This is a genomic window from Marinobacter sp. UBA5687 (assembly GCF_002420325.1).
GTDB classification, from domain to species: domain Bacteria; phylum Pseudomonadota; class Gammaproteobacteria; order Pseudomonadales; family Oleiphilaceae; genus Marinobacter; species Marinobacter nauticus.
Window position 1 is genome coordinate 1 of the sequence record NZ_DIHV01000101.1, and the last position, 13003, is coordinate 13003.

Below are 13003 nucleotides of genomic sequence, written 5' to 3' on the forward strand. Positions count from 1 at the left end.
CTCAATGCCCACGGGCTCGTAGTTAGCCACCCGGCACACGGCATCCATTTTTTCAACAAACTCCGGCCGGCAATCGGGGTAAATGGCATGGTCCCCGCCATGGGCCCCATACCAGACCGCGCCCGCTCCGGTGGTCACCGCATACCCGGTAGCCAGCGATAACAGGATCATGTTGCGGTTGGGCACCACCGTGGCTTTCATGGTGTCTTCTTCATAATGGCCTTCAGGCACCTCGATGTCAGACGTCAGAGACGAGCCGGACATCACCTCACTCATGGCACGGATATCAATCACTTTGTGGGGAATACCTTCAGCCTGGCAAACCGCCGCTGCCACATCCAGTTCCCGCACGTGGCGCTGGCCATAGTTGAAGGACAGGGCATGTACCTTGAGCCCCCTGGCGCGGGCCAGGTGCAACAGTGTGAAAGAATCCATACCACCGGAATAGATAACGACAACGGAGTCAGTCATGAGGGGTCAGCACCAGTTTTTCAGAAGGGTGTGTCATCGGGCTTTTACAAAGCGTGGCCATATTGTAACAGTGACAAACCGAGTTGGGTTCGCGTCCTGGCAAGATCAGGGGTAAACTCGAAAGAAAACGACAAAGCACCAGCACCGATTCAATGAGCTCAGACTTCAGCCCGGCCTTTATTGACTTTGAGGCGTCCAGCCTCGACCTGATCGCCAGCTACCCGATTGAGGTAGGCATCTGCATGCCCGACGGGGCACTGCATAGCTGGCTGATTCAGCCCCATGTGCTCTGGCAGGACTGGTCTGAAAGCGCGGAAACCATTCACGGAATTTCACGGCAACGGCTGGTGCAGGAAGGCATGCCGGTTAGCGAGGTGGCTCAGCAATTAAACGAGTTGTTGCCGGAGCAGGTATTCTGTGACGCCTGGACCTTCGACAGCTTCTGGCTACACAGGCTGTTCCGGGCTGCCGGTGAGGTTCCGGCATTTCAACTGGAATCCATTTCCATGCTGCTCGACCCAGGCCAGGTACGCCACTGGTCAGGCATCCGCCAGCAGGTGATTGCCGAACTCGGGCTGCCCGTGCACCGGGCAGCCAACGATGCACTCATCCTGCACAAAACCTGGGAACGGGTTATTTGCCGGGGCGAAGCCGCAGTGCAATAACTTCCAGGCCATCTCGGATGGTATGAAGTGTCCAGTAGGTGGCCAGTGCCATCAGCGCGGCGCCAGTAACCGTAAAGGACAGGTTCTCTCCCACCACTTGCCCCTGCGCCATCACCAGATAAACGGCAACCGCGACAATCAGGGCAATCTCGACAATAAAATCAGAACGGAACTTGTTACGGGCAGGTCCGGGTTCTTCGGGCATTTTCTTCGGTTTCAACCTCTGGATATCAATTGGATAACTGAATGTATTGAGTGATTGAATTATCGCCAAAGCCGCCATAGATGGCTGTACGAAGTAGTGGCTACGAACTTTCCGAGATGGTAAAAAAAACGCAGCCCAACGGGCTGCGTAGAAAGGAGAGATCCATCCGATACCTGCCAGGCAGGTACCGCGGATTGCACAACGTAAAAACACGTGACAAGGCGAAGTATGAGGATTTCCCGCGGGTGCGTCTGTACGGGTTTGCCGAATGAACAGGGCTATTGCAAACCGTCCAATTGCCGATACACTGATGACTGAACCGAATCCACAGAGCCGATATGACCAGGATGATTTCAAAGCACACCGTATACTCAGCCGCCGGTTGCCAGATTGGGCAGGCCGTGCGTGCCATGGTGAAAGACAGCTAACGGCTTTCGGTCAGTCCCGGGAGCCGTTGCGGTAACCGGGGCAGCTTCTCCGCCAGACCCCGGTTGCCTGTGAGGCTCCGGGGTTTTCTGTTTTTGCAGCCGCAAAACGACAAGGAGAACATCATGAGAAGACATCCGACATCACGTGCAGCGAACCAGCCCATGACCAATCGTCAGGCTCCAATCAAGCGCCCGGAGAAGCTGCCGCTGCTGGATGCAATCTGCAAGAAACTCAATCAGCGAGTCAATCTGGATGACGAGCAGCGGGTGCTGGGTCTGTATGAGCGGGGCTGGATTTTCAAAGGCGTACTCAGCAATCTGGACGGCGCCGAAGCCCGATATGTCCGGGCTCTTGCGACCCGCTACAACTCCTGGATTGCCCGCCAGGTAGCCTGATCAGACGTGCCGCCAAAGCCGCAGGCTGAACCGGTCAATGATGCCGGTTCAGCCCATCCATCATCGACAGATCACCGCCATGGACCATGGCGTAGTTGTTCACCACATCGTAAATCTTTTCCTGGGAGTAGGGCTTCACCACATAGCCATTCGCGCCGGCACTGATGGCACGTTGAATACTCTCAATGGAATCGTCTGCGGTGACCAGCACAATATGCTGGTTCTCCCGAACCTGTTTGAAACGGGTCATCAGTTCGTGACCGTTACCATCCGGCAGTCCCAGATCCAGCAGAATGATCTGGAACTCACTGGCCTCGAACGCCGCCCTGGCAGAGGCAGCATCCGCACATTCAGACACGCTGGTAGCACCGGCTTTGTAAAGCATGTCGACCAGACGCTCCCGCATCACCGGCTCATCTTCGACCACCAGTACTCTGAGATCACTCATTACACTCTCCTGTTCTGTGCCCTGGCTCAGTAGGTATCGTTGCCGGTTCGGCGCGGCAAGTCCAGAGGTGCGGGCCCGGGGCGGACATCAACCGGTTCATCACCGGCGGGCCCGCCATGGTCACCGACGGACGGTGGCGCGGTCACCCGGGTGAGAATATTGGCAATGCTGACTGCCGTTGTATAGAGGGAAATGGAGACAATCAGCAGTACCGGCTGCACAAAGGCCACAAAGCCCGGAATCTCCGAGTTCCCGGTCATACTCAGGATCAGGATGATGGCCGGCCCAAGGACCACGAACAGCGTCAGGGCAATAAAAAACACAATCCGCTCTTTGTAGCGCCCCAGATCGCGATTGGTCACCAACCCCAGCACAAACTTGCCGATAGCCAGGCCGGCCAGAATCGCCGCAGCAATACTCAGGTCGGGCCGCATCAGGGACTGGTACAGGTTGCCATCCCAGAGCCGCTGCATGGCAATGACAAGAAACGGAAACAGTACGAACAGTATGTCGGCGTATGTGCCATACATCATGCTCAGGGAATAATGTTCCTGTTTTTGGTTATCGCTCATTGGCCTGTTCCTTTGTGGTTTTCGACGACCTCTGGTGACCCTCAAGGGCCCGGTCAATCATGGCGTTCAGGATGGTCAGTTCCTGTCGAATCATCCCCCTCTCTCCGGGGCTTGAGCGTACACATCGCTCAAGTATCCCTGCCTGTTCTGTCATCAACGGATAGCCCATGGCACCGGCGGTGCCCTTGATCTGATGGCTCTCGGACTGCAATTGCTGCAACTGTCCCTGGGCCAGCGCGGCTTCCATGCGCCGCTTTCGCTCAGCCAGGCTATCGAGGAAACGGTTCACCAGCGGACCAATGTCATCGTCAACCGCCTCGCCGACCCATTGTTCCACCGGCAGATAGCGATCCAGCAGGGCCTGCAGGTGGGCATGGTCAATGGGCTTGTTCAGCACCCCGTCGCACCCGGCCTCCAGCAAGGCTTCATTCTCTGCCTGATCACCGGCGGTAAAGGCAATGATCGGGCGCCGGAAACCCGCCTGACGCAAAAGCCGGGTGGCCGCAACGCCGTCCATGCCGGGCATGTGGCGATCCATAAGCACCAGTTTCACGGTTTCCGACAGGGCCCGGCGAACCGCCTCTTCCCCATTGGTCACCAGCAAGGGCTCTGCGCCGGTGCGGCGGAGCATCCGCTCCACCAGCCCACGGTTATCATCGTTGTCTTCGGCCACCAGCACCTTGCCGCTGTATCGGTGACCGGAACCCACCGCCGTTTCCGCCGACAACGCCAGGTAACGGGCCAATACCTCGTAAAAGCGCTGCTTGTCGATGGGTTTGGCCAGGTGATCATTGCATCCCGCCAGACGATATTCGGCGATATCCTCGGCCATAACATTGGCCGTAAGCGCAACCACCGGGGTGTTAACACCTGCTTCCCGCAACGCCAGGGTGGCATCCCGGCCATTCATCACCGGCATCTGGATGTCCATCAGAATCAGATCGAAGTGCTCGCGGGTGGCGCGTTCCAGGGCTTCCGCGCCATTACTGACATGCACCAGCTCGGCACCGGTGCGCCCCACCAGCAACGACACCAGCCGACGGTTTACATCGTTATCCTCGGCACAGAGGATGCGGCCCGACAACCGGGGCGCCATGACCATGGCAATGGCCCGGCGCCGCTGGCTGAACTCGGAGGCATCCCGCAGGAAGTGAACCTGCGTGAGTTCACCGGTGCTGATGCACACTTCAAATTCACTGCCTTCACCGTAGGTGCTGGACACCCGGATATCACCGCCCAGCAGTTCCGCCAGCCTCCGGGATATACTGAGGCCGAGCCCCGTGCCGCCATACTGGCGGGAAATTGCGGTGCTGCCCTGGGCAAAGGGATCAAACAGACGGTCCAGCTGTTCCGGCTTCATGCCAATCCCGGTATCTACCACTCGGGCGTATAGCTTCTCGGCGTCGCGGTCACAGCGAACAATCAGGGAGATAGACCCATTTTCCGTGAACTTCAGGGCATTTCCACACAAATTAATGATAATTTGTCGGTAACGGGTTGGGTCGGTCCGGATCTTCTCGGGCAGGGGATAATCGCAGATGATACTGAAATCCAGGCCCTTTTCCCGGGCCCTGGGGGCGAAGAAGGCACGGATTTCATCCAGCAACTCCGGCAGATTGACCGGCACCACATCAACATCCAGCTTGTTGGCGTCGATCTTTGAGTGGTCGAGGATATCGTTCACCAGCTCCAGCAGGTGCCGCCCGCTGCGAACCACCGTTTCAGCGCTGCTGCGTTTCTCGGTTTCGTTCAGATCCGGGTCCAGCAGGGTTTCGCCATAACCGATGATGGCCGCCAGCGGGGTCCGGATTTCATGACTCATATTGGCCAGGAACTGGCTCTTGGCCTGAGCGGAATTCCGGGCCAGCTCTTTTTCAAGCCGCTCCTGCTCCCGCTCCCGCTCGATCTGCAGGCGCTGATGGCTTTCTGTGGCGTCAATACAGGTGCCTTCGAGATGCATGGGCAGGCCCTCAGCATCATACACCGTGTGCAGGGAGATAGTGGCCCAGCGCTCCTCGCCCTGACGGGTCAGGTAACGGGCCTCAATCCCCTTGACCGTGCCCCGGGCTTCCAGTTGCTCGACCACCAGGCGCCGCAACCGCTCGTCGGCAATGCAGGTTTCCAGCACATCCGGGTCTCGCACCAGCAGCTCACGGCTGCTGCTGTAGCCCAGCAACTCTGCCATGGCCGGGTTGGCGGTCACAAACCGACGTTCCGGTGACATCTGGAACACGCCTTCAATGGCGTTATCAAACAGCGACTGGTAACGCCTCAGGTTTGCCAGAGCGCGCTGGTTCCAGGCCAGGGCCTCGCCCTGAACCTGCTTGATTCGGTCAGCCAGGGCAAAGGAAAACAGAATGATCTGGGCCGTCAGGCCGAACTGTGGCGAATAGCTGGTAAAGGTATTCAGCGGCAGGTAACCCATCACCGTCAGCGCATAGATACCAAACCCGATCAGGGCCAGGGTCCAGGCAAAGAAATAGGAGCGTGCTGCCGGGTTGTAATAGCGCCAGGACAGATAACTGACCACAATCAGAATGATACTGAGCAGAATCGAGCCGACCACAATCCATTCCATGGCCACCGAATAGGGCATGAAAAACGACAAACCAAAGGTGGTGACGACAGAGGTCAGACATAACCGGAGTACATGATCCAGATCGGGCGAGCGTTGCCGGGTTTCCAGCAGCGAACGGGCCATCAACAGGCCAAAGAACCAGGTCAGGATAATCTGGAAATGGAGGTATTCCTTGTTGAGCAAGGCTGGCCGGCTATCCAGCAACTGAACCCCGTGCACCTGTTCGGTACCGATGAATACCGCCGCACATACCAGGTAGAGCACGTAGTAGATGTTGCTGCGCTCCCGCACCGATACCGCCACAAACAGGTTGTAAGCCAGGATAGCCAGGATGGCACCCAGCAGCAGCCCGCGTACGGCTTCGTCGATGGAGACCTTTTCTATGTAACTGTCCGGGTGCCAGAGGGTAATCGGCAGGCGGAAGGTGTTGGTGTTGGTAATGCGCAGGAAAACCGTGGTGACGGTGTCTGGCGACAATCTGAGCCGGAAGGTCGGGTTTGGCACGGCCAGATCACGGTCGTCCCAGCTGTCCAGATACCCGGTCTGGCGCTGTTCCACCAGTTGCCCATCCCGAACCAGATACAACCGAACATCGTCCACCAGTGGCAGCGCCAACTCCAGTATCCAGTCCGAGCGGGAGGTCAAACGGCGGGTGCTCAGGTCAAAGCGAGTCCAGTAGGCGGAGCCGGTATAACCGAAGTTGAGTACGCCACCATGATGACGGGTCAACCTGTCCTCGCCTGCGGCGCGAACCTCATCAATCGTCAGTGACTGCTCAGGATCTTCCAGGTACCAGAGGCACTCGCCCAGATCCGGAATGCTACCGGTGTTGTGATCCAGCATGATCTGCCCATCCCGGCAGGCATTCTGGGCCTTCGCCACAGATGGCAAAACCAGAACGGCCAGAAACAGGAGCAGAACCACCGTCCGCACCGGGATATGGGCAAACCGTTGCTGCAAAATGTGATCTCCGCGCGGGTAGCTGCGTGCTTTATCGTTTATTGTCAGCACTCGTCACTTTAGCCGTTCACACGCTTTTTCGCACCCCGGGGTCACCTGAAATGAGACATTCCTGCCTTTTTGCTGCTGTTTCACTCACGTTACTGACACTCAGCGGGTGTCGGGTCGACAGTGGCGGCGATTCCTCGTCGACGTTAAATCCGGCCAGTAATGTTGATCTCACCTTCAGCACCTTCGACCTGGCGGATACAGACCGTGCCCCGAATACTCTGAGCAAAACCCGCTTTGCTGACTTCTATCCCGGTATCGAGCCGAACGGCGCGGACCAGACCGCGGAGTACCAGGCAACGGCTGCCGACATCCGTCGCCATATCGACCGGTTTATCGGTGCCGAGCCCACCAGCGACGGAAAAAGCTACCGCAAGGTCCGTAACCCTCTCGATCTGATGAATCAGGTGATCAGCGTAGGGCGCGTTGATAATTTTGATGAAGGGCGGGGCTATATCCGCAGGCGCATTGAAGCCGATGAATCAGGAACCTATAACTCCAGGGCCAACCAGGCCTCCATCCGATTTACCGATCAGGCTGCAACCCTTGAAAACCAACCTCTGAATGCCCGGGAATGGCGATATCAGACCCTGGACTGGCGTTACCAGGCTGGCAGCGAAACCGGGCATGTTTATCGAACTATCCAGCACGTTGCCCGCAGCGTTGACGCCGAAGACCGGGATAAACAACCACAACTGCTGAGCGTTCTCGCAGGCTCGAGGTTCAGTGCAGCCTCATTCAGCGCCATTGACTACAACCAGCCGGAATACGCAACAGCAGACTACGTGTCACGGGATTACGGCGGCATCGAACTGCGCCAGGAATTCATCGGAACTACCCAGAAAGATACCTTGTATATTAAAAGCCCGGAGCACGCGGTCATCGATTTCAGTCGACACGGCTTCAATATGGAGGACGACAGCCCGGACTGTCTCCGCATTGAACTGGATTACGGCATGAGCACGGTCCATCTGTTCGTCTCCAACGACGAACCGGCAAGAATTCCGGATCCGGAGGAAGATCCAGCCGATTACGAGAACGCCGATGACATTCCAACCGTCAGCAATCCGGCAAACTGTGCCAATCAGCCGGAAACGGAATTCCTGATGTCCTGGAATGCAGAATCAACACCTGACCGACAGTAGCAATCGTCTCTGCAGAACCGGGCCGGTTACAGGTCCCAGTTCTGCAGAAAGCCCTTTTTTCGGCAGATCATCCGTTCGTATGTGGAAATCATGATGGCCGCGTGGGGGGCTTTGGTCAGGCGCAGGGTTTCAATACGACGCTCCAGGCGCTGCACCTCATCGCAGATCTGCTGCTGCACGTGGGAACGAACACTGTCGTGCTGATCAAGCTTGACGCTACGCTGCTCAGGCGGGGGAAATTGCGGCTTTTCCATAGTTAACCTCGTCCAATGAGTGTGGAAAACATCCTTATTGATTGATGCCAAGTGTGCCGAACTGTCAGACAAAGTGCAATTACAATGAACAAGCTTTCACTTTTTTTGACAGATTCTGGCGTCAGGCCTTGAGCGCCAAGGCCTGGCGCCTTAATGAAACGCTCAGGCTGCCACCAGTCTCCGCTGGTTTTCCGGCAACACCGGGAACTGTTTGCAGACAGTGTAGACGAAACGGGCCAGGGCTGGTAAGTGATGGCCCACAATCGGAAAACCGGTGTTCAACAAGCTGACGGAAATGTCCCGGGCCGGGTCCGCCCAGCAAAGTTTATTGATCAGCCCGACATGGCCAAACGCATAACGGCTTTGCTGGCCCCAAAGGCCAACAGGATTGCTGCCCAGCATCATGCCGGCACTGAATCGCATGGGCACCAGCATGGTCCTGTCCATCTGCAGTGAGCCAAATTGCTGGATGGCACGGCGAACCGTGAGTTCGCTGCAGATGCGCTTGCCATCCCAACTGCCACCATTGAGCATCATCTGAAAGAAGCGCCCCATTTCTTCGGCCGTGCCACACAGATTTCCGGCGGGGATCACCGCCTCCTGGAAGCGGGGGTCGTTGGTGACTTTCTCCACCGTCCGGATATCACCGCCCAAGGCGCGGTTCACCACCCAGGACACCGGAAACCGGGGTGTCGGCCCGGTCGCATAATTGCTGGCCAGCTCGTGCAGGTGTTCGGGAGCAATGCCATAGGTAAACCATTTCATACCCATGGGCCGGCGCAGGTAACGATCCAGGTAGCTTTCGATAGTGTCGCCGGTCACCTTTTCCAGCACCCGCTGCAACACAAATCCACCGGTAATGGCATGGTAGGCCACCTTGGCGCCGTCCACTTCGACTGGCTTTGCGGCGCACAGAAGCCGCCAGATTTCGTCGCGGTCCCAAAGCACGTCGATCGGCGTTTCCCGGGGTATCGCGGGGATACCGCCCCGGTGGGAGAGAATCTGATGCACGGTAATCGTGCGCTTGCCGTTACGCGCAAATTCCGGGCAATAGTAGGACACCGGGTCCATCAGGTTGACCAGCCCCTGCTCGGACAACATATGCATCAGTAACGCGGTGACTGCTTTGGAGGCGGAAAAGAAACAGATCGGGGTGTCGGTGGTCATGGGAATGCGCGGCAACGAGGCCGGATCGTGAGGACCATTACCCCGGGCGTGTCCGATCGACCGGTGCAATACCTGCTCACCCCGATAACGCAGTGACAACTGAATACCGGGATGCACGCCCGTTCTGTACAGGGCCTCAACACTACGCCAGACGGCTTCGGCGGCGTTACCGTCGAGCCCGACCCGATCCGGATGTTCACCGGCGGAGTCGCAAAATGTCACCTGGGTAAGGTCCCGAGGTACATTACAGGTATGCAGGGCACGGCGGGCGAGTGAATGCATGATAAACGCCTTATCAGTCTTGTTATTGGTGGGTGCTCCAGAGGTTTTTCGACCGGGGCCGGAAAACGTGACTATCTGAAACCATTATGGACTGGCTGAACCGCCTGTGCCATGGCGATACAGTTCCGACCCTGTTTTTTGGCCCGATACATCGCCTTGTCGGCGGCAGCGCAAAGTGCATCCAGGGTATCGCCATGGTCAGGAAAGACCGCCACGCCAATACTGATGGTCAATCGAATGTTGTGGCCGGATTCCAGGGCCACCGGCTGATTGCAGACACGCTGGCGCAAACGCTCAGCCGTTTCCTCAGCTTCGGCAACGTCCATTTCCGGCAGAATAAGGACAAACTCCTCGCCCCCGAAACGGCCCAGGGTATCAACGCTGCGAACGCTGTCCTCGAGCAGACTGCTGATGGAACAGAGCACGGAATCCCCTGCAGCGTGGCCCCAGGTATCGTTGATTTCCTTGAAGTGGTCAAAGTCGATCCACAATAACGCGAGGGGACGGTTGTACCGACGCGCCCGCTCCAGCTCTTCAATCAGCACCCGTGAGCACTCCCGGCGGTTGAGCACGCCGGTCAGTGAGTCCCGCGTCGCCAGTGCTTCGAGCTCGTTTTCCAGCTGCTTTCGGTCGGAAATATCCAGAATAATGCCCTCAAGCACCATGGTGCCGTCATCATCCAGCACACCGCAGCCCCGCTCCCAGACCCATATCTTCCGGCCGTCCTTGCGGGTAATGGCGTACTCGACGGAAAAGGACTCATCTTTGCGGACCGCCGCTTCCACTTCCTGCGCGACCTGTCCGGCATCTTCCTCATCCATAAGGGCCGCGTAGCTGGTGGTTCGATTACGAATCAGCTCATCAGGTTGATACCCCGTGAGATCGGCACACCCGGCCGATACGAACAACATGGTCCAGTCTTCGTCGGGCAGGCAACGGTAGGCCATACCCGGCAGGTTATCCATCAGCACCGTCAGCTGTCGTTCACGGCGGCGGAGGGCGCGGCGCTGGTCGGCTTGCAGGGACAGCAGCAGGCGATCCTTGTGGAGCTGGCGCAGAATCACCGTGAACAGCACCAGGCTGGTCACCACGACAAACAGAAATCCTTTCCACGTCTGTACCAACGACAACATGCGGGGATCCGGAAACCAGAGCTCGGCAATGCGATCCGAGAAGGCAATCCAGATAAGCCCGGCCATCAGATACACCAGAGTTGCCCACAGCGCCCGTCTCAGCGGACTGTAGCTTCCCTTCAGTCGGGTCAACCCCGGATAATCCGGCCGTTCTGACTCCATGCGAATTTCCTTGTTGCCTCTAGATTCCTATACAAAAAGTAGACAGTTACAGGTCATGAGTCGAGAAGGATTTGCAGTTTCAGTCGGGATCAATGACACTAAACGTGACACATAATCGCGTTATGGATAACAAGAATGAGATTGCACCAGCATCTGCCTCGGGCCGTTGTGGCCACCATTACCCTCGGCCTGGCTGCCTGTAATGGCGGTCACAGCCCATCCGCTGCCGTTCAGGCCCATGCCGCCAACAGCAGCCCGGCGAGCCCGGAACTGGCCGCGGTTTACCAGCGATCCTGCCAGACCTGTCACGCCCGCGGCACCTCGGATGCCCCCTTGACTGGCCACGGCGAGGCCTGGCAGCCAAGGCTGGCCAAAGGCATGGAAAGCCTCGTGGATAACGTGGTCTCTGGCATCGGTGGCATGCCACCCTACGGGCTCTGTATGGACTGCAACGCAGAGCAGTTCCGCCAGTTGATTCGCTTTATGGCCACACCCGCCGAAACGGAGGAGCACTGACGATGCAACGGCGCCATTTCCTGCAGTTACTGGTCAGCACTGCCATCGCCAGCCATCTGACCGGTGCCAACGCCAGTGAGCGCGCCTTGCCGGCTGCGGGCGAGCCATCACAAAGCCCTTTGCCCTGGCGAAACTGGTCCGGCTCCCAGACCTGCCTGCCCGAAAACCGGATTGCTCCGGCCAACATTGACGAGCTCCGGCATCTGCTGCAGAACCCTGACCATGCGGGGACTACCATACGGCCCGTGGGGTCCGGGCACTCATTCTCGGCCCTGGTACCCACCGACGGCATTCTGGTCTCATTGGCGCGCATGATCGGTGTTCTGAGCCACGATGATCAGCAGTGCCAGGCCCGCATCGCTGCCGGAACCCTGCTGGGGCAGGTAGGCCGGCCGCTGGACGCCATCAACCAGGCATTGTTCAACATGCCGGACATTGATCAACAGGCATTGGGCGGGCTGTTAGCCACCGCGACCCACGGCACCGGCGCCGGGTTGATGAGCCTGTCCGGCTATGTCGAAGCCCTCACGCTGATGACCGCCGGGGGCGAACTGCTGGAATGCAGCCGGCAACAGCACCCGGAGATTTTCCACGCCGCCCGGGTTGGCCTCGGCTGCCTGGGCATTGTGACCGACGTGACCCTGCAGAACACCCGACCTTACCGGTTGCGCAAGACCACCGAGTGGCTGCCACTGGACGACATTCTGGATGCTGCCGATGCCCGCGCCGACCAGCATCGCAACTACGAGTTCTATTACATTCCTTTTTCCGGCATGGGTTTTACCAGCCAGCATGATCTGACCGACGAACCGGTATCGGCCACCACCCAGCTGGACCAGAACGACGGCGCCCGGGATCTTCAACGGGCGCGGGACTACCTGGCCTGGTCGCCCCGGTTACGCCGTCTGATTCTGGGCGGCTATATCCGCTCCCTCGACAAAGAAGTGAAAGTGGCCGCGTCCTGGCAGAACTACACCAGCGACCGCAATGTCCGTTTCAATGAAATGGAATACCATTTGCCGCGGGAAAACTGGCAGGCGGCCTTCCGGGAGATTGTGTCTGTAGTGGAAGCACAGTTTCCCGAGGTGTTCTTTCCTTTCGAGGTTCGCTTTGTGAAGGCCGACGATGCCTGGCTCAGCCCGTTTTACCAGCGCGATTCCGTCTCCATTGCGGTACACCGATTCTTCGAGGAAGACTATCAACCCATGTTCGCGGCGCTGGAGCCGATTTTGCTGCGGCACGGCGGCCGGCCCCACTGGGGCAAGCTCAACACCCTCAAGTCCGGCGATTTCAGGGCCCTGTATCCCAGGTGGCAGGATTTTCTGGAGGTGCGGCGCAGCCTGGACCCGGGCGGGCGGTTTCTCAATCCTTACCTGGCCAGCCTGTTCGAGACGGCCGGGGAGAAAACGTAACCATGGCCCACAGTGATGCCTTTGTTCGACAACGCCGCCGGCTTCTGCTCGGCGCCACCGCCCTGGGTGCCGCCGGCTCCCTGGCCTGGCTGCGACCAGAAGCCCGCCGGGACGGACATAACCCCTATTTCCGGGCCCTGGACGTTGCCCTTACTGAAGCC

The 13003-nt window shown here is 58.3% G+C and carries 13 protein-coding genes; 5 read left to right on the forward strand and 8 right to left on the reverse strand.

Annotation, left to right across the window (positions count from 1 at the left end; translation table 11 throughout):
* On the reverse strand, nucleotides 1–471 hold a 471-nt coding region (gene queC / locus B3Y70_RS10575; protein ID WP_288589766.1), incomplete at its 3' end, for a 7-cyano-7-deazaguanine synthase QueC.
* A gap of 152 nt (nucleotides 472–623) precedes the next feature.
* Here queC and B3Y70_RS10580 point away from each other — a divergent pair.
* Nucleotides 624–1136, forward strand: a complete 513-nt coding sequence (locus B3Y70_RS10580) for a hypothetical protein (RefSeq protein ID WP_014420083.1) — start codon at nucleotides 624–626, stop codon at nucleotides 1134–1136.
* Here the strand turns inward: B3Y70_RS10580 and B3Y70_RS10585 are convergent.
* Complete coding sequence (locus tag B3Y70_RS10585) at nucleotides 1105–1341, reverse strand: hypothetical protein (protein ID WP_014420082.1); 237 nt, start codon at nucleotides 1339–1341, stop codon at nucleotides 1105–1107. The genes B3Y70_RS10580 and B3Y70_RS10585 overlap by 32 nt on opposite strands.
* 551 nt (nucleotides 1342–1892) lie before the next feature.
* On the opposite strand from B3Y70_RS10585, the gene B3Y70_RS10590 reads away from it, so the two are divergent.
* Entirely contained in the window at nucleotides 1893–2165 is a 273-nt protein-coding gene (locus B3Y70_RS10590) for a hypothetical protein (protein ID WP_011783683.1), read from the forward strand.
* A 34-nt stretch (nucleotides 2166–2199) separates the two neighbouring features.
* Here B3Y70_RS10590 and B3Y70_RS10595 read toward each other — a convergent pair whose 3' ends face one another.
* Genes B3Y70_RS10595 through B3Y70_RS10605 form a run of 3 tightly spaced genes read right to left on the reverse strand, consistent with a single transcriptional unit; the run spans nucleotide 2200 to nucleotide 6723 of the window.
* A complete protein-coding gene (locus B3Y70_RS10595) occupies nucleotides 2200–2613 on the reverse strand; it encodes a response regulator (RefSeq protein ID WP_011783682.1) in 414 nt (137 codons plus the stop codon).
* A gap of 26 nt (nucleotides 2614–2639) precedes the next feature.
* Nucleotides 2640–3185 carry a hypothetical protein gene (locus B3Y70_RS10600; RefSeq protein WP_022991825.1) on the reverse strand — a complete coding sequence of 182 codons (546 nt, stop codon included), beginning with the start codon at nucleotides 3183–3185 and terminating at the stop codon, nucleotides 2640–2642.
* Nucleotides 3175–6723, reverse strand: coding sequence for a 7TM diverse intracellular signaling domain-containing protein (locus tag B3Y70_RS10605; protein ID WP_022991824.1), 3549 nt, complete (start codon nucleotides 6721–6723; stop codon nucleotides 3175–3177). Before B3Y70_RS10605 ends, B3Y70_RS10600 begins: the two co-directional genes overlap by 11 nt.
* A 101-nt stretch (nucleotides 6724–6824) precedes the next feature.
* On the opposite strand from B3Y70_RS10605, the gene B3Y70_RS10610 reads away from it, so the two are divergent.
* Entirely contained in the window at nucleotides 6825–7916 is a 1092-nt protein-coding gene (locus tag B3Y70_RS10610) for a hypothetical protein (protein WP_022991823.1), read from the forward strand.
* A 26-nt stretch (nucleotides 7917–7942) separates the two neighbouring features.
* Here B3Y70_RS10610 and B3Y70_RS10615 read toward each other — a convergent pair whose 3' ends face one another.
* The 3 genes from B3Y70_RS10615 to B3Y70_RS10625 form a co-directional block, all read right to left on the reverse strand.
* Nucleotides 7943–8170, reverse strand: coding sequence for a hypothetical protein (locus tag B3Y70_RS10615; protein ID WP_022991822.1), 228 nt, complete (start codon nucleotides 8168–8170; stop codon nucleotides 7943–7945).
* 162 nt (nucleotides 8171–8332) lie between these two features.
* Nucleotides 8333–9619 carry an EstA family serine hydrolase gene (locus B3Y70_RS10620; RefSeq protein WP_022991821.1) on the reverse strand — a complete coding sequence of 429 codons (1287 nt, stop codon included), beginning with the start codon at nucleotides 9617–9619 and terminating at the stop codon, nucleotides 8333–8335.
* A gap of 71 nt (nucleotides 9620–9690) precedes the next feature.
* Nucleotides 9691–10914 carry a sensor domain-containing diguanylate cyclase gene (locus B3Y70_RS10625; RefSeq protein WP_022991820.1) on the reverse strand — a complete coding sequence of 408 codons (1224 nt, stop codon included), beginning with the start codon at nucleotides 10912–10914 and terminating at the stop codon, nucleotides 9691–9693.
* A 135-nt stretch (nucleotides 10915–11049) separates the two neighbouring features.
* Here B3Y70_RS10625 and B3Y70_RS10630 point away from each other — a divergent pair, with 135 nt between their 5' ends.
* Both B3Y70_RS10630 and B3Y70_RS10635 read left to right on the forward strand, forming a co-directional pair.
* The gene (locus tag B3Y70_RS10630; protein ID WP_022991819.1) at nucleotides 11050–11430 is read left to right on the forward strand and encodes a c-type cytochrome; all 381 of its coding nucleotides are present in this window, start codon (nucleotides 11050–11052) and stop codon (nucleotides 11428–11430) included.
* A 2-nt stretch (nucleotides 11431–11432) separates the two neighbouring features.
* Complete coding sequence (locus tag B3Y70_RS10635) at nucleotides 11433–12842, forward strand: D-arabinono-1,4-lactone oxidase (RefSeq protein ID WP_288589769.1); 1410 nt, start codon at nucleotides 11433–11435, stop codon at nucleotides 12840–12842.
* Nucleotides 12843–13003: the final 161 nt, after the last annotated feature.